Source organism: Bacteroides sp. AF39-16AC (genome assembly GCF_003602735.1).
Classification (GTDB): Bacteria; Bacteroidota; Bacteroidia; order Bacteroidales; family Bacteroidaceae; genus Bacteroides; species Bacteroides uniformis.
Genome location: NZ_QTLN01000023.1, coordinates 1 through 23,046 on the forward strand (window position 1 = coordinate 1; position 23,046 = coordinate 23,046).

Below are 23,046 nucleotides of genomic sequence, written 5' to 3' on the forward strand. Positions count from 1 at the left end.
GTGGTACACGTTTCAAATGCTACCCGGGTCCCTTTTCAAGTGTTAGCTACAGCAGGTCGGTGTTGATTTCGGATGCGCTCTGTTTCAGCTTGTTGGTGCAGCCCGGCTTTACACGCTGTTTGTCGATGTCCCATTTGGCCGCGTCGATGCGGTAGCCCGTTGTAAACTCGATGCGCTGGCTGGCAAATATCACACGCATACGGATAGGCACATTCTCCACGATTGGTACGCCGTTCTTCTTCCGGCTTTCCAAAGAAAAGATGATGTTTCTCTTGATATTCATATTCGGGTGTAATTAAATTAGCACCCAAATATACACCCAATTATTGAGATAGCAAAAGATTTTGAGTGATATTTTACGATATAAATTAATCGTAATAAGCTGTTTATTAGTAGATAGTTACGATATTATGATATTTTGTAAAATTGTAGGTTAAAGTCCCGTACGCACCGCGAAAGCAAATAGCAAATTAAAGCAAAGCTCTGAAATTCAAGGATTTCAGAGCTTTTTCTTTTTCTCGCTCCGGCAAAAATGGGGACCCGAAATATCCGGTGCATAAGCAATTTTCGAGTTTCAGCTTTCTCAGACTTACATCACAAGAATAAGAAACTGAGCAGCAATGAATGGGCAGACCGTCCTCCGGATAGGGACAAAACTGGAAGAAGGTATAGGCAGAATCCACGTATGTCCCATGCTTTTTATTATGAAGGTTCATGTAAACCCTCGTCCCACGCACGTGGGCTCGACAGTTCACGCAGGCAAACCGGCGAGCACACATGCGTGGGACGAAGTTTTGTAATAAGGTTTCGGGAATTATGCGCCAAGCTTCTCTGCATTACACACAGGACATGAAGGGAAAAAATGCCCATATACGGGGAGCCAAAGCCATACTTCCGGCACTATAGACAACGGAGTTCGCCCCTTAATCACCATATTTGCACAAAGAAAACGGAAAATAAGCCCGAAATAGACATTAACAAATATTATTTATTATAAACAAAAAAAACAGAAAAAAACACGTGGTTAAATTCTTGCTGTCAGATAGTTAAAGCCGAATATGAGAAGAAAAAGTAGTGCTGGCAAAAATGATGATTTTTAAAATCGGGGTCTGACTTACGAACTACAACTGCATGTGTAAAATAGGATATTCTTTACCTTCTCCGTCCAAATCGGACCTTTTGTATACGCTAAAGCCTATATATTTATAAAAACCGACAGCTTGAATATTCTGCTCGTTCACATCGACTTTCGTTACCTGCAAATGATTTATGGCATAAGTAACCAGTTTTTCCCCAATTCCTGTGCCTCAATAATTATTGGTAATAAACAACATTTCAAGATTTCCTTCTGCAATTCTCATAAATCCGATTAAGATTCCCTCCTGTTCAAACCCGAATAGAATGACATACTGAAAATATACCGGAAGCTGTTCCTTATAGTATAGAAAATCTTCTTCTTTAAGAAAATCATGTGTACTCAATACTGCACTTTCCCAAATTTCTATCAAACGTGGATAATCCGTAACTTTAATTTTTCTAATCATAATTGTAATTGCTATTTAAAACCGCAAAGTTCGGAACTTATACATTCAATACACTGAACCCAAGTTAAAAAATACGTTTACGGATTTTGCTTAGTACTTGTGGCATGATACCCAAATAAGAAGCTATATCTTTGAGTGGTATATAGTTTAATGTAATGCCATATCCTTCAATCATCTGTAGATAATACTATTCAGGAGAATATTTAATCAAGTCGATATTTCTTTTCAAGAGTTTACTCAGTAGTATAGCATTCAAATCTTCAAATACAGTTTTTACCTTAGGAATAGCAGTATACAGTTCATCTACTCGCTTCTTGTCTATTCGGTAAATAACGCTATCTACAATTGTCTGCACATTAAATGCAGATCATGTTTGTAAGGTAAAAGACATGTTCGACATTGAAAACGTACCTTCTTTACAAAACCAAAAAATTTACTCTTCCCCTTTATGATTCAAAAGCCAACAACGCAATATCCCATCAAAAACGAAATAACTATATCTTTCTATTTCTCCTTCCTTAATCAAAAATGTATCTTTACTAATCAATATCCGCTCAAAATATTGGTCAAATGACTTAGATTCCTCCAAATTAAAAATATTGATGCTAAAATTAAATCCTTTAAGTAATTTTTCTAAAAAGCATAATATTTACAGACTATAGTTTTCATCAGTTTTGATAGCCGATTTTTATTCCAGAATACCGAAACGAACCAAGGCGTTCCGGACACCATTCTCATCCACCGCCTCCGTTATATAATCGGCAACGCTTTTCACAGCCTCGGAAGCTCCTCCCATAGCTATTCCCATCCCGGCTGCACGAATCATGGAAATATCATTCCCGCCATCACCAAAAGCGATGGTTCTTGAAACATCAAATCCATAATAGGAAGCAAACTCATTGATACCCATAGCCTTGTTTACTCCCGCCACATTGACATCCGCGAAGAAAGGGTTCCATCTGGAAACAGAAAGTCCGGGAAGTTGTGCCATTACTTCTTTTTCCATTTCTTCATCACAATATATGCATAACTGACAACATTCGCCTCCCATAAACTCTTTTTCGATGTCTGCCACCGGCGGTGTAGGGTGATTGACCAGCCTGGCCAATTCGATGACGGTCGGGTTGAGTTCGTTGACAAAAATACCTTTATTCGTTTCGATAGCCAGAGCAAACCCATAATGTTGAGCCAATACCAGTACCCTCTGAAAATCCTTTTCGGGAATCTGTTTACTAGATATAGGAGTGCCATCTCTCAGTACACAATCGGACCCATTCAAAGCTATCACTGCATCGTATGGAATCTCTTCAAGTTCGTGAAGATCGGTAAACGCCCTCCCAGTTGCTATTATGATTTTTATACCGGATTCATGAACTTGCTGCAACGCTTCGATAGCCGACTGCGGAACGCGGTGAGTGTCGAAACTCACCAATGTTCCGTCTACATCTAAAAATATAGCTTTGGTCTCCATTATAAAATATTTTGGTCTAATAAATTCATTCTATCTGCATCATCTCAATTTTGTGAATATCTATATTCATTCGGTGCAACTCCCGTTGCTTTCTTAAACACCAGACTGAAATATTGCACACTCGGATAGCCCAGCCGACGCGCTACGGCAGCAGGTGTATTACCACCTTCCGATAACATTTTCTTGGCCGTGTACAAGCATTTGAACTGGAAGTATTCAGCCAATGTCTTACCCGTCTCAAACCTCAGCAAATCATCAAAGTAAGCCGTCGAAAGATTCAGTTTTTCGGCACAGCATCCGGAAGTGGGCAGCTTCCCCTCCTGCAACTTTCCGGAAGTGATATACTCGTCCAATATCCCTTCCATTTTCCCCAGAATCATCTTGTTCTTATTCTCACGGGTGATGAATTGCCGCTCATAGTAACGTGAGCAATAATCCAGCAGCAATTCGATGTGACGGGACAAGATGGTATTGCTATGCATATCAATGGAATGATGAAGTTCATCCTCGATATTCTCAAGGCAACACGTCACTTTGGCTGTTTCGCGCTGTGACAGATGCAACGCCTCCTCCTTGCGGTAGAAAAAGAAAGTATAGTTGTCGATATGATTCTTTAGCGTAGTACAAAGCAATAAATCGGGATGAAATGCCAGCAACCAGCCTTTGTCCGGAAGCGTATTGTTCTTGTTCATCCGGAATATCTCGCCGGGAGTAAGAAATACCATCGTAGCATTGGAATAATCATAATATTTCCGTCCGCAGCAGTCACAATCCCCTTCACAGTCCTCAATCAGTAGGATGGCATAGAATTCAAACTTCACAGCATCCTGATACACACTAGGATTTTCCAGATTAATAATGCTTACCTGAGGATGCAACGTTTTACATCCCAGGCACCGGTTACATTCACATACGGTCTTTATGTCCAATGTATTGTCTTTCATCACCTATAAAGTCATTCTCATTATTGTAACTTCAGATATCTAAAATCTTAAGGATATGTTTTCCACACCTTCACAATATACCAATTACAAAATTAGAGGAAAATCCAGACATCTTCACTACCCTTATTACGGATTATATAACCTTAGTTACTGTTTTTATATCTGGCTACGTGACTTCATCTCCAGATACTTGTTTATCACGTCCACAGAAAGATTTTCCGGTGTAGTTAGCACAGCACTGATGCCGTGCTGCTTCAAGGTGGAGACTATCAGCCGTTTCTCGAATACAAATTTCTCGGCAATGACATGGCGGTAATACCCTTCCGTATCCCTCGCAGGAGTGGCGACGTACTCTTTCAGAGCGGCATCTTCGAAGAAGATGACCAGCAACCGGTGCTGGCGGTTCAACTGCTGCAAATAAGCCAACTGGCGATTCAAGCTGCCGATGCCGGAAAAATTGGTATACAGCACCAAAAGACTGCGTTTGTTGACGCGCTTGTTCAAATGTACGCACAATGAGGAAAAGTCGGTCTCCCCAAAAGTAGTCTGCTGGCTGTAAAGGTTCTCCAATAACGCCTGCATTTGTCCGGGCTGTCGGGAGACGGGGATAAATGTATCAAAGTGCTCATTAAACGTTACCAGTCCGGCTTTATCCTCCTTCCGCATGACAACGTACGAAAGAACCAGGGAGGCATTAATAGCATAGTCCAGCAAGGTCATCCCGCGAAATGCCTGCTGCATAATCCGCCCCTTGTCTATCACGTTATAGATTTGCCGGGAACGCTCGTCTTGATAGACATTTACCATAAGTTCGTGCCTCCGGGCGCTTGCTTTCCAGTTTATCGTGCGGTAATCGTCGCCTTTCACATACTCCTTTATCTGTTCGAACTCCGTATGATGCCCCACCCTGCGGATACGTTTGATGCCCAATTCCGTCAAGTTGTCGCTGATAGCAAGCAACTCATACCGATGGAGCATCAGATAGGACGGATATACCTTGACATCCAGCGGAGCATCGCAAGTATATCTGCGGAAAAGCAATCCCATTCTGCCTGCCACAAACACCCGAATCCGTCCGAAAGAGTAAATCCCCCGCCGCGTAGGACGCAGATGATACGTAATCGTCCTGCCCTCATTCGCCTGAAGCCTCATCCGGAAATCAATATTCCGCAACTGGAATGCAAAAGGAATCTCATCCACCACTTCCACAGCCACCGGATGCGGATAACTGCTCTCCACACGTATGTTCACGGTGTTTTCATCTCCGTTGGAGAAGCGGGTAGCACACTGGCGGAATGCCCGGATGCCGCGAATACGATAGAGCATCACCCCATCCACCAACGCCGACACCGCCAAAACAAAAAGCGCCCACTGCCCGATTGCAAAGAATGGAGCAAAGACGTACCCGATACCCGTCAGCAGGACTATCAGAACAAGAGCAATATAGAATCGGCGGCCCAGTCTCACTTCGGCACTTCCACCTTATCAATCAGACGTTGCGTCACCTTTACCGGCGAATAGCCTTCCATCTCGGCTTCCGCTGTCAATATCAAGCGATGCTGAAGCACATACGGAGCAACGAACTTAATATCCTCCGGTGTCACAAAGTCACGTCCCTGCAACAGTGCATATGCCTTGGAGGCCTGCATCATTGCCACGGACGCACGCGGAGAAGCTCCTAAATATACAGCCTTGCTGGTACGCGTCTGCTGTACAATCAACGCGATGTACTGAAGCAGCGTGCGGTCTACAAACACGTGTTCTATCAGCCTGCGCAACGAAAGCAGTTCTTCTTTTGTGAGCACGGGCGCCAGGCTCTCCAACTTCACCAACGAAGCATTGGCGTGGTGGCGCTCCAGGATGTCCACCTCCTCCTCCAATGAGGGATATCCCATGGTTATTTTCATCAGGAAGCGGTCCAGTTGCGCTTCAGGTAACTTATAAGTCCCCTCCTGCTCCACCGGATTCTGGGTTGCCAGAATCGTATAGAGTTCTCCCATCTGATGCGTGGTACCGTCAATGCTGACCTGCCGTTCTTCCATAACCTCGAACAAGGCTGCCTGCGTCTTGGCGGGAGCGCGGTTTATCTCGTCCACCAGCACGAGGTCGGCAAACACCGGTCCTTGATGAAAGTCAAAGTCATTGGTTTTCATGTTGAAGACCGTAGTACCCAACACATCACTCGGCATCAAGTCCGGAGTAAACTGAATGCGGCTGAAGTCCGCCTTAATCAAGCGTGCCACCAGACGGGCAAGCAGTGTCTTTGCCACCCCCGGCACTCCCTCCAGCAACACATGGCCGTTTGCCAGGACAGCCGTCAGTACCAGGTCCACTATCTGCTCCTGCCCCACTATGACCGTAGCAATCCGGTCCTTCAACGCTTGTATCTTCTCGGAAAAGAGAGTCAAGTCCACCCGTTTTTCTGTGTTCTCTTCCATAAATATCTTCTTTATATATGATTGATTATTTCATTCATTTTATCGACAAGCCGTTTCATCTCCTTCTCAGAGATGCTGCGCCCTCCGTACACCACCGGCCTCACCTCGCGGATGAACGCGGCTATTTCCCCCGCTTCCATACCCGTCTTCCGGGCAATCCTGCCGAAAGAGCGCTCATCCTCTGCCACTTCCTCCACATCCACTTGTATTTCCCTCCTCAGTTCCTCCGCAAAATAGAGATATTTCTTGCGGACTAAGTCAGCATGGTCCTTCTTCTGATAATAAAGAGTACCTATCAACTCTGCAAACTCCAAAGACTTATTTTCCGGTTCGCGGATAACCGGAATGGCGCGCTGCTTCCTGCGGGCTGTAAATATCATAAAGAGCAGGATGGAAACCATACTCAAGTACAATGCCCAGCGAAGCGGCGGCTGCGAAAGGAAATAGCGAAAAGGAGACATCTGTACCTGGGCTGTTTCTTTCATATAGCCTTCGGTACGGACAATGGGAAATCCACCCATCTGGGACAATATACGAAAAAGATAAGCCGCATTCTTCCCATCCAGCACACCATAGTTCGTAAAAAGCAGGGGAGTGGAAGCCAGTATAACTTCCCCCTTTCCCCAAGAAACCGACATGGCAACCGGATGAGCAGCTTCTCCGGTAACAGTTTTTTCCGCCAACACTTTACTAGAAATGGAATCTGCAAAGAAATAAGACTGACAAAGTTGGGGATAGAAACAGAAAGTCTGCTGCGGATAAACCGCCGAATCCCCCACCCAGCACAAACTGTCTTTCGAAAGCAATGCAGTGGCATATTTTTTCAAAGCCGACGGACTGAAATAGGAATAGCTGCACTCAAATCCCAGCGTATCTTTCAAAATACGGCTGAAAGAGCTCCCCACCAGCATAATCCGGTCTCCCCGTCCCGCCATCTTCAACATCGCCTCCACATCTACATCCGTCAAATGCAGGTTATCGGTAACAACCAGTATTCCGCGGCGGAGCGTCGTATCTTCCTGCTCCAGTTCATAAAAAGTCTTTCTCGACAACGAATATCCCTTCGGCAACGATGAAGACAGCAGGCTATCGAACACGGCACAGCCGAACGGTTGCTTGTCATAATGGCTGAACGTAGGGTTCCAGACAAACTTCTTTGGCAGACGGCACTCTATCGCAAACATCAACACCAGAAAAACAATGATACCGGCTATAAACCAATGGTTCCCCTTCATGCCGCCCCTCCTTTCTCCACTTCTTTCTGCAAATCCCGCATCGCATGGAACAAAGTTTCGGTCGCTTCAAAATTTCCGTAACGTACTCGTAGAAAATGGTTGGTCATTTGGCGGAAAGCTGGCAGACGGACTTCATAGATATATTGTGTTGGCGTTTTATATAACTGCCAGTCTATACGTTTTCCATCGCTGAGCTGTTTCAGCGTCTGCAGATAGAGCAAACGCACCGCCTCCCGATAATCCGTCCGGGCAAGCGCATCGGCAATTCTTTCCGCAAAATCCACTCCATAGATGGTGTCCTCCCCCACTGTATAGGGCAGGGTACTCTTGCGCGAACGCATGAACAGTTCCGGACGCTTCTTGTACACAAACCAAATGACCAATACCAGGATAAGAACGGCAATGCATATCAATACGACCTCCGAATATTCTGCCACCAACGTATTCCCGAATATCTTGTCCAGCAGCTTGCCGAACCATCTGCTGAACCACTCAAGTACATTAATTTCGGGAGCTATCAACTCACGACTGTAAGCAAACGCCGGGTCAGACTGCCAAGCGGCAACCTGTGCAGTATCACAAACCAGTGTATCAGCCGGAGCCATATTCATAGTCCGTTATCAGAGTTTATCAAAATTGTCAATATCACTCTCCACCATCACATAATCTATCTTTTCCGAAGCATGACCGTATTGATAAGCCAGTCCCAGCAATGAGAAAATCATGGACATATAAACGCCGAATGCCTGGACCACCGCCAGCAGATAAAGCACAAAGCTATAGGCTGCCGATACAGTGGCACCGCCACCTGCATCAGTCATTGCAAAGATATATTTCACAATAGTCCCGATATACCATGGAATCATCGTCACTCCCTGCAAGATGGCGGCGATGAATCCCATAACAATGGAAATCAGTACGATACCTCCCCAGGTAGCGAAACCCAGTCGGTAGGCCTTCTTCAAGGCATCTATGATATAGATATCTTCGAACAGATAGACTGGAGCCCAAATAGCAAGTGGCACAGACACCACCACAACGAGCAGAACGAACAAGAACGCAATCGCCATGAACGGAATGACGGTGGCTATAAAACCAACAATAAGCCCTACAAACAGCACCAAAAGCACACCGATAATCATTATCAGAAATACCCTTCTGACATTACGGAACAACAAGGGCTTCAGCATCCCTAACGTCACTCCCTCCAAGCGTTCTTCCCGTTCATTGTAAGTACGGACCAATGCGTAGACCAAAGAGGTCAGCATGACAGTTCCTAGCAGATAGAGAACGGCATACAGACTGTAATAAGTCACCAGTGCCATGATGGACGCTCCGACAACAGAAGAGTCGAACGAGCCTCCGGTCATATCACCCAGAGCCATTGTACCGCTCATCAGCCCGTTCAAGCTCAGTCCCTGAAGCAGACAAAGCGGCAACATCAGATATGTGGTGAATTTCATCAACGGCTTCCAATTCTCTTTGATAAAATCAAAGGTAGCAGTTAGTTTCTCTCCAAAAGAACGTTGTACATACAGTGCGATTTTAGGTTTCTGTGCTTCCATGCTTCTTTCTGTTAGGTAAATAAATATAATAAAAAAAGATAAACGACAAAGAGAGTAGAATAAAGCCGAACCTCAAAGCATCCGGAAGTTCGGTATGGCGGGTAACGAATCCTTCTATAAATCCTGCCATGATGAATACGGGTACCGTACCCACCACTATCTTCAGTCCTTTTTTGGCTCCCCGTTTGAAAGATTCCAGCCTTGAATAGGTTCCGGGAAAGAGCCATCCGTTGCCCAGGGCAAGACCGGCGGCACCGGCTACAATAATCGCCCAGATTTCGAGTGTCCCGTGCAGCCAAATGGCAAGGAAGGACTCCCAAAGCAAGTCGTGCTGATAAAAGAAGGTTTGGAAAGCCCCTATCATGATACCATTGTTAAGGAGCATGTATCCGGTGCCAAAACTGGTCAGCAACCCCATGGCAAAGCAGTTGAAGGAGACCATGATATTGTTCAGCGTGATACTCAGAAACATGGGGAACTCGGAGGAACCATTATATACAGCCATGGGTTCACCATTAGCGATATTGTTCAAAGTCATATCCACATAAGAGTTTCCTAAAATCAAACGCACAAAATCGGGGTCTCCGGCAGCAGATACCACTCCTATCAATGCGCTGACCACAAATATAATGAAGGAAGCCACTAACTCACGGCGTGCATCGTACATGGCCGAAGGCACTTCACGGGTCCAGTAGGTGATAATTCTTGACCATTTCTCGCGCTTGTTTCTATAAATGTGGTTGTGCAATGCCGAGGCAAGATTGTTCAGATAGATAGTGATGCGGGAAGCGGGGAAATGCGTTTGGGCAAAAGCCAGGTCTGCCGTAAGCTCCGTATATGCGTCGGCAAGCTCATCGGGAGACAGACTGTCCGCCTGCTCCACTATTTTTTCTGCTTGTTTCCATTTTTCGATGTTCCGCCGGATAAACGTCACTTCTTTCATACCCCATGAATATTTCAGAGAAGTTTTGTCTGAAATCGGTAACAAAAATAAGAGAATAATGATATATTTGCAATGAAATACTAAAAATGTTTTATCAGGAATGGCAGAATCTACAATTATCACCGGGCAGTTTGTCCGCATCAGTCAAACGCCTGCCAGTATCGGTGAACGGCTCATTGCACTGGTCATAGACTATATTCTGCTCGGATTCTATGTATTTTCTACTTTGGCCTTGTTTTCACGGATTCATCTGCCCTCTGATTTCACGATGCTTTTCTTCCTCACTATCGTCTACCTGCCGGTCTTGTTTTACGCATTTCTCTGCGAAATGTTCAACCAGGGACAAAGTCTCGGCAAGCGGCTGATGAACATCCGTGTCGTAAAAGCAGACGGTTCCACGCCCGGCATAGGCTCGTACCTGCTCCGATGGCTTCTCTTTCCTATCGACGGACCGGTGACCGGTGGCCTGGGACTTCTGGTCGTCCTTTTGACCAAAAACAGCCAGCGAATGGGCGACCTTGCTGCCGGCACCATGGTAATCAAGGAAAAGAATTACCGCAAGATACACGTCAGCCTCGATGAGTTCGACTACCTGACCAAAGACTACCGGCCTACCTATCCACAAGCTTCCGACTTGTCATTGGAGCAAATCAACGTCATTACTCGGACCCTGCAATCGGGTAAGAAAGACCGTACACGCCGCATTGCCTCCCTTGCGAAAAAAGTGCAGGAACTTCTCTCCATCACTCCTCATGACAGTAACCCGGAAAACTTTCTTCAGACCATTCTCCGGGATTACCAGTATTATGCCTTGGAAGAAATTTAATACAAACTTCCAACAAAACCAAAGAAGTGTTAAGTCTTACGCTTATTTAAGATTCAAGCTGCATCTTTTTGGCTTTTCATTTGTTAATCAACCAGAAGGTCTTAACTAAATAACAAAGAACAATTATGAAACGAATCATTACATTAATCACACTGGTGTTGGTAAGTGCATCGACCCTGATGTATGCACAGAGTAGCAGCGAAACACGCCAAGCAGAGCGTAAAGCCCAACGCGAAGCCCAGAAAGCACGCGAAAAAGCAGAAAATGAAAGGAACTATGCCATTGCCGTCCAGGCATTGAAAGAGGGCAAGTTTGTATTGGAAGCAGACCAGCTGGTGTTCAAGAGAGGACGGAGCGCATTTGTTTCATCGACAACAAACTTCGTTCTGATGGACGGTGAACACGCATCCGTACAAATAGCTGCCAACAATGCCCTTGCAGGCCCCAACGGAATAGGCGGCATCACAGTGGACGGCAGCAGAAAGGAAATGAAAATCACGACCGACAAAAAGGGAAACGTGAATTGCAGCTTCAGCGTACAAGGCATCGGAATATCCGCACAAGTGTATATCACACTGACCAACGGCGGCAATAATGCATCGGCAAGAATCAGCCCGAACTTCAATTCGAATACCCTGACGCTGAACGGAGTCCTGGTTCCATTGTCCCAGTCAAACGTTTACAAAGGGCGGGCTTTATAAAACACCCCTTTTGTCCGTACAAAGTATAAAGAAAAGAAGATATTCATATCGTGTTCGCAGGATACGAATATCGTGTAGACACGATATTAACAGAATGCGATACAAGGAATTAATAAACTGTTATACAGAATATTAATTCCTTGCATCGTACATAAAGGGAGCTAACAGAATGTGGACATTTATTCTTTTATCTGTTGACACGTTGGGCAATAATATACCGAACCACCCATATAAGCCTCTTTTATGATGGTACTGCCACAACGGAGACAAGGATTCTTCCATGTTTTGGCAGAAAGAATGGTTTTGTAACCTCCGGCGTTGCCATAAAGATCTGTTTGCGTATCGCGTCCGCCCTCGAACGTCATATCCACCAATGTTTCTTTTAGAGCATTAAAAAGAACGTCTTTCTGATTATCCGACAGAAGTAGCACTTTCTGTTTGGGATTTATCCGTGCATTGAACAGAATATCCTGCGTTACGCCGTTACCTACACCGGGAATACGCTGATTGGTTGCTAATAGAGCTTTAGCAGAGAGGGTCTTCTTTGCTTCGGCAACGAGTTTCTCAAATTCCGCTTCGGTGTATTTATCGCTCAACGGCGAAATGCTTTCCCGACTCAATTTATAGTACTTATTGTCGATATAGCTATCAGGATAAACATTGATAAAACCATACATTACAACCGTGAAGACAAGGAATGAATCATCATTAAACGTCAGCAACAACTGGTAATTGGCAGGAATCTTATCTCCCGCATTGTAATAACGGACACTGACTCCGTCGCCTATATTCATGATCACATTATCCGAAAGATTGAAATTGACAAACATGCCATATCCTTCGGATGAAAGGATGGTTTTGCCTACGAGCAGTTTACCATACTCCGACGGATTGCCGTTATAGAACGTAAACTTATGCGGTTTGGTGGCATTGAATACCTGCGTGATTGTTTTACCGCTCAAGGCGTTGTTCACTTGTTTGCTCAGGGTGATAACTTCGGGTAATTCCAACATATTATCTTACTTTTATTTTCGATAGGGATATATATTTCCGTTAATAACTCGTCAATAGCTAATCAATATCGTTCATTATTTTAACCGGACCACTTCCCCTATAATAGGCATCAACACGTTCAAAGAGTCTTTCTCTTTCAGATTCATGGCATTCTTCAACGGTTCGTCCCAGCGGTGTCTAGCCAAAGCATATTTGGAATGATGGACAGTCAGAATCTTTTCCGCATTCAAGTCCCTGGCCACTTGTCCCAAATATTGGGGCATGGTATGGATATATTTCCAATCTTCGTTATACTGCCCATTCTCCAATATGGCAAGGTCAATGCCAGGATATTGCTTGCCTATTTCGGCAAAATGCGTATCATATCCACTATCACCGCCCATATAAATCTTCTGCGAAGGGGTTTCGATAAGGAAAGAGGCCCATAGTGCCTGATTCGCTTTCAACGAGCGGCCCGAAAAATGCCGGGCGGGCAAGCAATGAAGCAGAAATCCCTTATCCAGTACAGTATCTTCAAACCAATCCAGCTCAACCAGGGATGATTTCTCAAATCCCCAATACTCGAAATGTTCACCTACCCCCAAAGGACAGACCACCTTATCTACCCGATTTTTCAGCTGCATCACCGTTTCATAATCCAGATGATCCCAATGGTCATGTGATATCACCAGATAGTCAATCTCCGGCATATCGGCAGGCTTGTAGGCATCCGCCCCCTTGAACGGCTTGTTTACAAACGAAACCGGAGAAGCCCCACAAAATACGGGGTCTACCAGTATACGCTTTCCGTCTATCTGGATAAAATAGGATGAATGTCCGAACCATACCAATACATTCTCGTCCTTGCTTATCTTGCTGAGGTCCGTCTTTATAACCGGAATCTCTTTTTCAGGACGTAAATCGGTTTCTTGCTTAAACAAGAATCCCCAGAAAGCTCCCAAACGTCCCTTTTGGGAAGTCATCATCATCGTACTGTGCAGATTCCGGAATTCTCCGTCTTTGTAATGAGGCGACTTCTTAATCCTCTCCAACCGTTCTCCTTGAGGAGCCCTCCCGAAACTCGGCTGATTGACAAAAACGAATCCCACTATGACCGCAACAGCCACAATACCCACTATAATGCCAACTATCATACGTACTCTTTTCGTTTTTAATGAATTCATATTCAATGAGGCTACATTTACAGCTGCAAATATAGTCGAATTGTTATTAAATCACTATCTTCGCGCCCAATTTACGGAATCAATACAATAAAGCAATAAAAAGCCAACAAAGAAATGAACACACACAGTCTATGTTGCATCGGTTATATTACCCAAGATAAAGTCGTAACCCCTAAAAATACCATATATATGCCGGGAGGCACCTCCTTCTACTTCGCACATGCCATCAAGCACTTGAATGCTAACGATTTTTTATTGGTAACAGCTTTGGCTGATACTGACATGGGCATTGTGGAAGACATTCGGAAAGAAGGTATTTCCGTCAAAGCCTTGCACAGCACACATTCCGTCTGTTTCGAGAATATTTATGGAGAAAACCAGAACGAACGTACACAACGTGTCACGGCAAAAGCAGACCCTTTCACCGTGGAAGGTTTGAAAGATACCGATGCACGGATTATCCACTTGGGCAGTCTGCTTGCCGACGACTTCTCTTTGGAGGTCATCAAGTTCTTGTCCGGAAAGGGACTCCTCTCGGTAGATGTGCAGGGATTTCTCCGCAAAGTGGATAATGAAAAAGTGCTGGCAGTAGACTGGCCGGAAAAGAAAGAAGCATTGAAGTATATCCATATTCTGAAAGCCAACGAAGCTGAAATGGAAGTACTGACCGGATGCAGTGAACCGCACGAAGCCGCATTGCTGATTGCAGACTGGGGCGTCAAGGAAGTGCTGCTGACCCTGGGAGATAAAGGTTCGCTGATATATGCCCAAGGAGAATTTCACGAAATCCCCGCCTATCCTGCCCTTCAGATTACAGATGCAACAGGATGTGGAGACACCTATATGGTGGGGTATCTGTATATGCGCAACAAAGGTGCATCCCACCGGGAAGCGGGATGCTTTGCTGCCGCCATGTGCACCATAAAACTACAATCACACGGGCCATTCTGCGGAACGGAAGAAGCGATAAATAACGTGATAAAAGGATAAAGTGATAGGGTGATATAACACCCTACCATCTTTATTTATAATCCGAATTTTTTCAAATCATCTTCCACACTACCGATACCTGCGATATGAAACATATCAACCAGTACCTTCACAACATTCGGAGAAAGGAAAGCGGGCAATGTGGGGCCTAAGTGAATATCCTTCACCCCGAGACTCAGTAATGCCAACAATACAATAACCGCCTTCTGTTCGTACCATGCTATGTTGTAGACAATGGGAAGTTCGTTGATGTCATTCAGCCGGAATACTTCTTTCAGCTTCATGGCTATCACGGCCAGTGAATAACTGTCATTGCACTGTCCGGCATCCAATATACGGGGAATGCCGTTGATGTCTCCCAAACCAAGTTTATTATAGCGGTATTTGGCACAACCTGCGGTCAGGATAACGGTATCTTGCGGCAAGGCTTTGGCAAACTCCGTATAGTAATCGCGGCTCTTCATACGTCCGTCACAGCCTGCCATTACGATAAAGCGGCGCATGGCTCCGGTCTTCACGGCATCTACCACCTTGTCTGCCAGTTGCAGTACCTGGTTATGGGCAAAACCACCGATAATCTCTCCATGCTCTATCTCCACCGGCGGCTGGCATTGTTTGGCAATCTCTATGATTTCAGAGAAGTCTTTCCTGCCTTCCGCATCCTTATCAATATACTTGCAACCCGGATAACCGGTAGAGTTGGTGATGAACATACGCTCTTTATACACTGCATTAGCCAAAGGAGGAACGATGCAGTTGGTGGTAAACAGAATCGGTCCGTTGAAGGAAGTGAATTCTTCACGCTGTTTCCACCAGGCATTGCCATAGTTGCCTACAAAATGAGAATATTTCTTGAAAGCAGGATAATAGTGGGCAGGCAGCATTTCACCATGTGTATAGACGTCTATCCCCGTACCTTCTGTCTGTCTCAATAATTCTTCCATATCCTTCAAGTCATGGCCGCTAATCAAAATTCCCGGACGATTCTTCACACCGATATTCACCTTTGTAATTTCGGGATTACCGTAAGTACCGGTATTGGCAGCATCCAGTAGAGCCATTGTCTTTACTCCGAACTCACCAGCTTCGAGAACCAGCTTCACCCATTCCTCTGCCGATAGAGACTCAACCGCAATGGTAGCCAGTGCACGCTGCATGAAAACATGAACTGTATCATCATTGAATCCCAAGCGCATAGCATGCTCCAGATAAGCTGCCATACCTTTCAAACCATAGACAAGCAATTCTTTCAACGAACGGAGGTCTTCATTCTGTTCACGCAGAACACCTACTGTCTTCGCTTTCTCGGCATAGTCGTCACGCGTTCCCTGCCAAGTCAGTTCATCTACTTGGGGTAGGAACACTTTGTTGTGCTTGGCCTCTTGAATCAATCCATTACGCAAAGCAAGTCCCCTATCCACCCGTTTCAAGATGCTTTCATCATCGAAATTCGCATTCGTGATAGTACAAAACAAAGCATCCGTCACAAAAATATTCACTTCTTCAGAGACTGGAGAATCTGCCTTGCGTAATGTATCGGCAACAACAGAGATACCCCTGACTACAAACAGTAACAAGTCCATAGCTTGAGCCGTATGACTTTCTTTTCCACATACACCTTTCAATATACAGCCGGTTCCTTTGGCTGTCTCCTGACATTGATAACAAAACATGTTTGGTTCCATATTCCTATTCATTTAAAAGTTTGCATAATCTTTTGATAAGATAAGCAGCACCTCAGCAATAAAAATAAGCAGGCTTATGTTCTATTGCATTCGATTTGCATTATCTTTGTGCAAAGATGAGAGTTCTACAACGCACAAACTGTCACGAATGTTACATCGAATCACAAAAAAGTAAAAAAAGAATGGAAATCCATACATTATTGGAAATGCCTCCTTTCCAAGACATAACAGAAGAAGAGTTATTATCCCTCATCCTGGCACCCGAACATGCACACAGGCAATACAAACCTGCTGACTTCATTGCCATGCAGGGAGAAGCATATCGTTCTCTATTCATATTGTGCAACGGCAGTGTGCGTACCCAAATGGTCAGTGCGGAGGGGAAGCAACTCACCATCGAAACGCTGAAAGCCCCGCAACTGCTTGCCCCGGCTTTTGTCTTTGCCTCCGAAAACCGCTTCCCGGTAAATATCGAAGCTAAAGAGAAATGTGAGATACTCGTTATAAACAAGAACATTTTCCTGGAATTCCTGCATCAACACCCCGCTGTGATGCGCAACTTTCTGCAACTGGTATCGGACAGAACCCTATTTCTCTCCAAAAAGCTAAATGCCTTTGCCCTACAAAGTCTGAAATCGCGTATACTGAACTATCTACGCATGCATGGCACGATACTCAACCAGCAGGAAGTGGCACAAATACTGGGAGTGGCGCGTCCCTCGCTGGCACGTGCCTTATCGGAACTGGCAAGCGAAGGGTGCATCCGAATGGAAGAGAAGGAAATGCGGATAAATGCAGTCTCCGCCCAAAAATATTTATAAAAAACGTCCGCACTTATATATTATTCTTACCTTTGTCCAAGAATAAAAAGCTATGGAAAAGATTCTACTGGATGAAAAGTACGAACAGTTGTTGTTCCAAATCCCTCTACTAAGGGATTTGCCACATAATATCAAGCAATCGCTGCTTGAGAAACTGGAATATTCAGTCTATTCTATAGACAAGAAAGATATAGTTGCCCGGCAAGGCACCCCCTGCAAGAAGCTATATATACTATTGGAAGGTAAATTGCGTGTAGATATTATAGACGGTCTGGGCAATAAAGTTATGGTAGAATACATCGTTGCCCCCCGGGCCTTTGCCACTCCCCATCTCTTCGGCAGCAACACCACACTGCCGGCAACTTTTACTGCCATTGAAGACTGTATCCTATTCACTGCCACCAAAGAATCCACCTTCAAGCTTATCAGCCAGGATCCCAAAGTGCTGCACAACTTCCTTTGCATAACGGGAAATTGCAATGCCTGCACGGTTTCGCGATTAAAAACCCTTTCCCGCAAAACAGTCCGCGAAAGGTTTGTCGTCTATCTGTTTGAAAACAGAATTTCCAACTCTACCAGCATCACCATTGCGCATACCCAATCTGAGCTGGCAGAATACCTCAATGTAACCCGCCCGGCACTTTCAAAGGAAATCAATAAGATGACCAAAGAAGGTATTATCCTAATGACGGGTAAGAAAATTGAGGTATTGAATGAAGCAGCTCTGAAAGAGTATATCTAAACTACCATTTTACAAACAAGATTCTCGGATTGATGTTGACAGATACCCAGCCCCAATCCTGCCAGCGTTTATGGTCGCCGCCTTTCACCACGTCCATAGACTTCGTACCCCGCATAATGGAGTAACCGGCAGAAAGCTTCACGTCCTTCATCACATTCCAGTCAAGCTGATAGTCCATCTCCGAACCCAATCCCTTTTTTACATCATCCAGCTTGGCAGCAGTAGCAAAATAGTGATAATTCAGTTGCATACTCACCTGCTTGGATGTCTTGAAGTTGACACCCAACTGGGCATCCTGCAAACCGGGAGCTACTCCCTGCCAAGCAGAAGCATAGAAATAGTCCATCGCTCCATAGAACTTATGATGTGTTCCGTAAAGAGGATCGAATGCTTTGAACTTGTCACCTTTCCCGTCACTGCCACTCAGATAATCATAACCCAAGCTCACACTCCATTGCTTGTCTATGGCATAGGCAGCCTTCACGCTTACCATAAAGGCAGATACACTCTGCGCATTCTTGTTCTTTCCGGTCTGATAATAGAAAGCAGCCTGCACAGGTAGCCAATTTCCCGATTCCGGCTGATAAGTCACGTAAGTACCGAACGTCTGCAAATAGCGGGTATGGGAAGTTTCTGTTTCTGCATCACCGGTTTCCAGGCCCAGATTCATGAATAACAAAGAGACATCAAGGTTGGGGGTTTGCGCCGCATAATGATACCAAAGGGTCTGCATATTCTTATAAGGTTGTGCACCGTCATAATAATAGGTACCGCCTTTTGCCTTTTCCTTGTTCTGGTTGAAGGCAAGAATGAAATGCAGTTGGTGGGCATTCTTGGCATAGCCCAACTTCAATGCATCGTGATAGCGACCGGCCACATTCCAGTCCAGCCCTCCCAAAATACGTTCGTCGTCATAAGACAAGGTCTGGCGCCCCAGTTGTGCAAAGAAACCGGCACCAAAGTTGAGTTTTGCCCATGCTTCGTTCATAATGAAACGCCCGTTAGTGTCTATCTGCGGGTCCTGCCCCCATACGCCTACATGTTGGGCCGAAATCTTCATACTCAAATCCGAACGTTTATACTCCATGGAAAGACGTGCACGGTTGTTGATAAATGAAGCAGCCTTGTCTCCCTCGAAACGTGGTAACTGTGCTCCGTTACGGTATTCTGCACGGGGTCTGATTTGCATCGACATGGTGAATTCGTTCTCTTTCTCCGAACCTTGTGCCCACAACATTCCGGGCAACAGCAATAAGCCTAATGCCAAATAAACTGTTTTCATAAGTATTTTAATTTAAGTTATACGTATGTACACTCACTCCTTGTGCCGAGGGCAAGTAATTGATGCCATACCAACACATTTGCAACAACAGAAAAGATACAAGCAAGCCAAACAGTGCCTTACGATAGGCCGCGGGGCATCCCAATCGGAAATGGATATATGCCAGATAGGAGAACCAGGTAGCCGCCGCCCAAGTCTCCTTGGGATCCCATGCCCAATAGTGTCCCCAAGCAGCTTTCGCCCAGACAGCACCGGACAGCATACCCAGTGTCATGAAGGCAAGTCCTACATAAGTCAGATTATCGCACAAAGCCATCTCATGCCGTTCAATTCCTTTTTTCTTGAACCACAGCAGGTAGACAGCCATCACCGTAGCGGCACCCAGCATGGCATAGGCAAACATATAGACAATGACATGAGGAGTGAACCACGGACTCTGCAAAGCGGGCATCAACGTCTTGTTGTGTATTTCGGGCCTAAAAATATTGATGCAGACAAACACCAAGGACAAGACGGAACTGAAACCGAGAATCCATTTGTACCTCCAACGACTGTAAGTGATGATTCCTGCCAATGGAAGAAAGAATGAATACCACAAACGCGTCTCCCCCATCGTCCGCATCGGAGGACGCTCCAAAGAAATCCACATGCCGACAATGAAGCTGAAAAAGACAGCCAAGCCCAGACAAGTCAAAGTGTATACCACTACCGGACGTTTACCACGCCATGCAGCGAAAGCTCCCAATCCCCAGAAAAGTAAAGCGACAATGGCAAACAGAGCAAAATAATCCCAACTCATACCGTCTCCTCCTTTCTTTCTTCTGTTCCTTTCGGTGCATTGACAAACAAGCAGACTGCCCCCAGCACCATCATTATGATGCCGGCATATACAGCCGGAAGCCAGGGATCGCGTACCAGTTCAAAAACACTGACATCACTCCACCGTCCTTTCGTTTCGTCATAGCTTAATTGATAAATGTTCCATCCGAATATCTTCAAAGGACGGTTCACTTCGATTGTGTCTTCCACTACCTCTCCTGACTGCGTATAAACCGTTACAGCAGAAACAAATCGCTGCGGCTCACGTTCGGGCATCACCAGACTGGTCTGTTCCGACAAGCGCAATGCCTTATAAGGAAACATGAAACTACCGCAACTCACCCATCCCTCCTTCGACTGTCCGGAGGTAGCATTCACCGCCTTCAGATAAACAGCATAGGTAGCTCCCATCGAATGGAATTCGGTAAACTTCAAGGTATCTTCCGCAGCTACAGAGGCAGCCATCGGAATGGATTGAAGGATAGAGATGTCCCAATCCAGCAACCTCCCCCGTTCTACCTTCTCTTCCAACAGCAAATGTTCCGGCACATCCTTCGGCAGTGCCTGCCCGGTCTCATTATTTATCAGCATCAGCTTGGGAGGGTATTCATGTATGGTGAATTCTTTCAGTTCAATGGCAAGCGGAAGCTCCGTCAGCTTGCCATCCTCATTCGTGGCACGCCATTCAGTCTTGCCCAATTGGGTAATCATTCTCAGTCGTTGCATATCTGCATTGCCCAGCGTTGCCGTCAAGAGGGCGACAAACAAGCCGACATGATTCAGCAGAAAAGGAATCTTACGCAATTTTAAAGGAATACATACACGGAGAATGGTCAGTCCCAAGACAGTAACCAGCCAGATATAAAGCAACACGAACGGCCAGAAAGAAAGCATCTTCGAAAAGCCGATGACATCTGCCGAAGGCTGGGTAGAAGGAACCTGCCGCACCAATCCCATAACGACAGTGACAACCGCCACACATACCAGGGAAGAAACTGCAGCCGTATAATGACTGAGCCATCCGAAACAGTACACCCGTCTACGAAATCCATGCATGCATGCCAACAATAGCAGGAACAACACCAGAACGATGACATTGACCGGCCACGCAAACAAGCCCCAACGAATATCTCCAACGCTCCACTGCAACAGCAAGCCCGTGACGAACAGTCCTGCCCCACAGATAAAACCTTCCTTATACCTCCACGGTTTCTTCCACATCTTCTGATTTACGATTTGACGATGTACGATGTACGATTGGAGTTAGATTGTTGATAGAGTCAATCCGGGATGTACATATCGGGGAGTAATCCCAATCGTACATCGTAAATCGTCCAATCGTAAATAAATTTATTTTAGTGCTAACCGGTTGTTGGCTTTGGCTTTTTCCAACCAAGCCGGTACGGTAGTCTTCAAGAATTTGTCCTTTGCAGCTCTTTCGGCATCCATATCGAGGCCGATATATTCCTGCGCCTTGTCTTTGGTAGAGATATCCGGCATGGGAACATTGTCCGTATATCCATGCTTTGCCAGCACTTTGGAGACAGCCAAACGCGCCTGCATAGCTCTATCCAAGCCGTGAGACAAGACACGCTGGATTTCCTGTGGTGCATGGAAAGCACCTCCGTGAGATGCCACACCGAAGTCCCAACGCCATTGCGCCTGGCGAATCAGTGCCAGCACTTCTTTCATCTGCTCTTCCGTAGCTCCCTTGTCCCAGGCAAATTTAGCTTCGATATGAGCTTTGGCAAGTTCCTGTTCAAGGCGGTTGCGGATTTCATTGGCCTTGCGCTGGCGTTCGTAGACATTGTTGCGCAAAGTCTCCTCACTTTCGCGATGGCAGGTTTGGCAGGTACGGTCTATCATAGCCAACGGACTTTGTATATGGTGGTCGCTGAACTTCACGCCACCTTCACTCTTATAGGGCATGTGGCAGTCCGCACACGATACGCCACGCTGACCGTGAATGCCCATCCGGGCTATTTCAAAATCGGGGTGTTGCGCTTTCAGGATGGGGGTACGGCTCAACTTATGTATATAGTCGTAGAAACCGGCCTCATCATAATAGGCTTCCATGTCTTCCACCGTAAAACCTTTGTCCCAGGGGAAAGTCAGGTACTTGCCGTCACCCTTGAAGTAATATTCCACGTGGCACTGTGCACATACCAGCGAGCGCATCTCCTGCGGAGTGGCCTCGGTAATATCCTTGCCCTGACGTTCAAAAGCTTCTATCAGAGCCGGACGGCTGATATGCAGATTCATATTTTCCGGTTCGTGGCAGTCCGCACAACCAATCGGATTTACAATTTCACCACCCAAAGCGCCCCACTTATTATTATAGAAAGCATCCACACCGATGGCTTCCATCATACGGGGGACATCGGGACTCTTGCAAGTCCAGCAAGTGGACGGTTGCGGACCATCTGCATCAGTGGCAGGCGCACCGGTACGCAGGGTTGCCGTAATATCCTCGATGGCATGCATGTGTCCGCGCGGAGTGGAATAGTCTTTGGAGAAGGCATATCCAGCCCAAAGTATCACCATTTCGGGACGCTGTTCCAATACATCCACAGCCACATTTCCATTGAATTCACTCTGGAAGTCGGTCTTGGCGGTTTCAGTCCACGTCTGATACTCACGTGGAAAGTCACTCTTGAAGACTTCGTTGCGTGCCTCAATTCCTTCAATCACAGTTTTGCGGTTATTGAATACACTTGCCAGCTCGGCCCTGCGCTCCATCAAGGCAGAAACGCATAGACCCAAGACAAATACAACGACCATTGAACCACCGAACAACAGCCATCCTTGCCATGATTTTAATCTCTTTTCCATATATATGAAGATTTATTGTTATTCAAGTTTC

Annotated in this window: 20 protein-coding genes and 3 pseudogenes; 5 read left to right on the forward strand and 18 right to left on the reverse strand. The window is 45.7% G+C overall.

Annotated features, from left to right (window positions below; genetic code table 11):
* Nucleotides 1-49: 49 nt before the first annotated feature.
* From DW039_RS16270 to DW039_RS16330, 11 genes and pseudogenes are all read right to left on the reverse strand, one after another.
* Nucleotides 50-283, reverse strand: a pseudogene (locus tag DW039_RS16270) (site-specific integrase); the annotation flags it as partial.
* A gap of 838 nt (nucleotides 284-1,121) precedes the next feature.
* Nucleotides 1,122-1,544 (reverse strand): annotated as a pseudogene (locus DW039_RS16280) (GNAT family N-acetyltransferase).
* A gap of 64 nt (nucleotides 1,545-1,608) precedes the next feature.
* A pseudogene (locus DW039_RS21325) lies at nucleotides 1,609-2,193 on the reverse strand (Crp/Fnr family transcriptional regulator).
* A gap of 39 nt (nucleotides 2,194-2,232) precedes the next feature.
* Complete coding sequence (locus DW039_RS16295) at nucleotides 2,233-3,015, reverse strand: Cof-type HAD-IIB family hydrolase (protein ID WP_044468969.1); 783 nt, start codon at nucleotides 3,013-3,015, stop codon at nucleotides 2,233-2,235.
* Between the two features lie 44 nt (nucleotides 3,016-3,059).
* Nucleotides 3,060-3,959, reverse strand: a complete 900-nt coding sequence (locus DW039_RS16300; protein ID WP_057089044.1) for an AraC family transcriptional regulator — start codon at nucleotides 3,957-3,959, stop codon at nucleotides 3,060-3,062.
* A 156-nt stretch (nucleotides 3,960-4,115) separates the two neighbouring features.
* Nucleotides 4,116-5,426, reverse strand: a complete 1,311-nt coding sequence (locus DW039_RS16305) for a DUF58 domain-containing protein (RefSeq protein ID WP_117703169.1) — start codon at nucleotides 5,424-5,426, stop codon at nucleotides 4,116-4,118.
* Nucleotides 5,423-6,397, reverse strand: coding sequence for a MoxR family ATPase (locus tag DW039_RS16310; protein ID WP_005832389.1), 975 nt, complete (start codon nucleotides 6,395-6,397; stop codon nucleotides 5,423-5,425). The genes DW039_RS16305 and DW039_RS16310 overlap by 4 nt, the downstream gene beginning before the upstream one ends.
* A gap of 11 nt (nucleotides 6,398-6,408) precedes the next feature.
* Nucleotides 6,409-7,632, reverse strand: coding sequence for a DUF4350 domain-containing protein (locus DW039_RS16315; protein WP_005832391.1), 1,224 nt, complete (start codon nucleotides 7,630-7,632; stop codon nucleotides 6,409-6,411).
* Nucleotides 7,629-8,243 carry a DUF4129 domain-containing protein gene (locus tag DW039_RS16320; RefSeq protein ID WP_009038199.1) on the reverse strand — a complete coding sequence of 205 codons (615 nt, stop codon included), beginning with the start codon at nucleotides 8,241-8,243 and terminating at the stop codon, nucleotides 7,629-7,631. The genes DW039_RS16315 and DW039_RS16320 overlap by 4 nt, the downstream gene beginning before the upstream one ends.
* 9 nt (nucleotides 8,244-8,252) lie before the next feature.
* Nucleotides 8,253-9,197, reverse strand: coding sequence for a hypothetical protein (locus tag DW039_RS16325; protein ID WP_005832395.1), 945 nt, complete (start codon nucleotides 9,195-9,197; stop codon nucleotides 8,253-8,255).
* A complete protein-coding gene (locus DW039_RS16330) occupies nucleotides 9,178-10,140 on the reverse strand; it encodes a stage II sporulation protein M (RefSeq protein ID WP_044468228.1) in 963 nt (320 codons plus the stop codon). The genes DW039_RS16325 and DW039_RS16330 overlap by 20 nt, the downstream gene beginning before the upstream one ends.
* A 100-nt stretch (nucleotides 10,141-10,240) precedes the next feature.
* Between DW039_RS16330 and DW039_RS16335 the strand changes: the two genes are divergently transcribed.
* Both DW039_RS16335 and DW039_RS16340 read left to right on the forward strand, forming a co-directional pair.
* Nucleotides 10,241-10,966, forward strand: coding sequence for an RDD family protein (locus tag DW039_RS16335; protein ID WP_044468227.1), 726 nt, complete (start codon nucleotides 10,241-10,243; stop codon nucleotides 10,964-10,966).
* Nucleotides 10,967-11,091: 125 nt separating this feature from the next.
* Nucleotides 11,092-11,667 carry a DUF4251 domain-containing protein gene (locus tag DW039_RS16340; RefSeq protein WP_008664890.1) on the forward strand — a complete coding sequence of 192 codons (576 nt, stop codon included), beginning with the start codon at nucleotides 11,092-11,094 and terminating at the stop codon, nucleotides 11,665-11,667.
* Between the two features lie 179 nt (nucleotides 11,668-11,846).
* Here DW039_RS16340 and DW039_RS16345 read toward each other — a convergent pair whose 3' ends face one another.
* Both DW039_RS16345 and DW039_RS16350 read right to left on the reverse strand, forming a co-directional pair.
* The gene (locus DW039_RS16345) at nucleotides 11,847-12,680 is read right to left on the reverse strand and encodes a DNA-formamidopyrimidine glycosylase family protein (protein ID WP_005832407.1); all 834 of its coding nucleotides are present in this window, start codon (nucleotides 12,678-12,680) and stop codon (nucleotides 11,847-11,849) included.
* 75 nt (nucleotides 12,681-12,755) lie between these two features.
* Nucleotides 12,756-13,814: an MBL fold metallo-hydrolase gene (locus DW039_RS16350; RefSeq protein WP_005832409.1), complete on the reverse strand. Its 1,059-nt coding sequence runs from the start codon at nucleotides 13,812-13,814 to the stop codon at nucleotides 12,756-12,758.
* A 144-nt stretch (nucleotides 13,815-13,958) separates the two neighbouring features.
* Here DW039_RS16350 and DW039_RS16355 point away from each other — a divergent pair, with 144 nt between their 5' ends.
* Nucleotides 13,959-14,834: a PfkB family carbohydrate kinase gene (locus DW039_RS16355; RefSeq protein ID WP_005832412.1), complete on the forward strand. Its 876-nt coding sequence runs from the start codon at nucleotides 13,959-13,961 to the stop codon at nucleotides 14,832-14,834.
* A 35-nt stretch (nucleotides 14,835-14,869) separates the two neighbouring features.
* On the opposite strand, the gene hcp is transcribed toward DW039_RS16355, so the two are convergent.
* Nucleotides 14,870-16,519 (reverse strand): hydroxylamine reductase, encoded by a 1,650-nt coding sequence (hcp, locus tag DW039_RS16360; RefSeq protein WP_120382138.1) that lies wholly within the window; start codon nucleotides 16,517-16,519, stop codon nucleotides 14,870-14,872.
* A gap of 182 nt (nucleotides 16,520-16,701) precedes the next feature.
* On the opposite strand from hcp, the gene DW039_RS16365 reads away from it, so the two are divergent.
* Both DW039_RS16365 and DW039_RS16370 read left to right on the forward strand, forming a co-directional pair.
* On the forward strand, nucleotides 16,702-17,340 hold the full coding sequence (locus DW039_RS16365; RefSeq protein ID WP_005832417.1) for a Crp/Fnr family transcriptional regulator: 639 nt from the start codon (nucleotides 16,702-16,704) through the stop codon (nucleotides 17,338-17,340).
* Between the two features lie 52 nt (nucleotides 17,341-17,392).
* Complete coding sequence (locus DW039_RS16370) at nucleotides 17,393-18,082, forward strand: Crp/Fnr family transcriptional regulator (RefSeq protein WP_005832420.1); 690 nt, start codon at nucleotides 17,393-17,395, stop codon at nucleotides 18,080-18,082.
* A gap of 1 nt (nucleotide 18,083) precedes the next feature.
* Here the strand turns inward: DW039_RS16370 and DW039_RS16375 are convergent, their stop codons facing one another.
* The 4 genes from DW039_RS16375 to nrfA all read right to left on the reverse strand — a co-directional run bounded on the left by DW039_RS16375 (nucleotide 18,084) and on the right by nrfA (nucleotide 23,015).
* Nucleotides 18,084-19,364 (reverse strand): alginate export family protein, encoded by a 1,281-nt coding sequence (locus DW039_RS16375; RefSeq protein ID WP_005832422.1) that lies wholly within the window; start codon nucleotides 19,362-19,364, stop codon nucleotides 18,084-18,086.
* A gap of 7 nt (nucleotides 19,365-19,371) precedes the next feature.
* Complete coding sequence (locus DW039_RS16380) at nucleotides 19,372-20,163, reverse strand: cytochrome c biogenesis protein (RefSeq protein WP_009038192.1); 792 nt, start codon at nucleotides 20,161-20,163, stop codon at nucleotides 19,372-19,374.
* Nucleotides 20,160-21,404 (reverse strand): cytochrome c biogenesis protein ResB, encoded by a 1,245-nt coding sequence (locus DW039_RS16385; RefSeq protein ID WP_005832426.1) that lies wholly within the window; start codon nucleotides 21,402-21,404, stop codon nucleotides 20,160-20,162. The genes DW039_RS16380 and DW039_RS16385 overlap by 4 nt, the downstream gene beginning before the upstream one ends.
* Nucleotides 21,405-21,533: 129 nt before the next feature.
* Nucleotides 21,534-23,015 carry an ammonia-forming cytochrome c nitrite reductase gene (gene nrfA / locus DW039_RS16390; RefSeq protein ID WP_009038191.1) on the reverse strand — a complete coding sequence of 494 codons (1,482 nt, stop codon included), beginning with the start codon at nucleotides 23,013-23,015 and terminating at the stop codon, nucleotides 21,534-21,536.
* Between the last annotated feature and the right edge of the window lie 31 nt (nucleotides 23,016-23,046).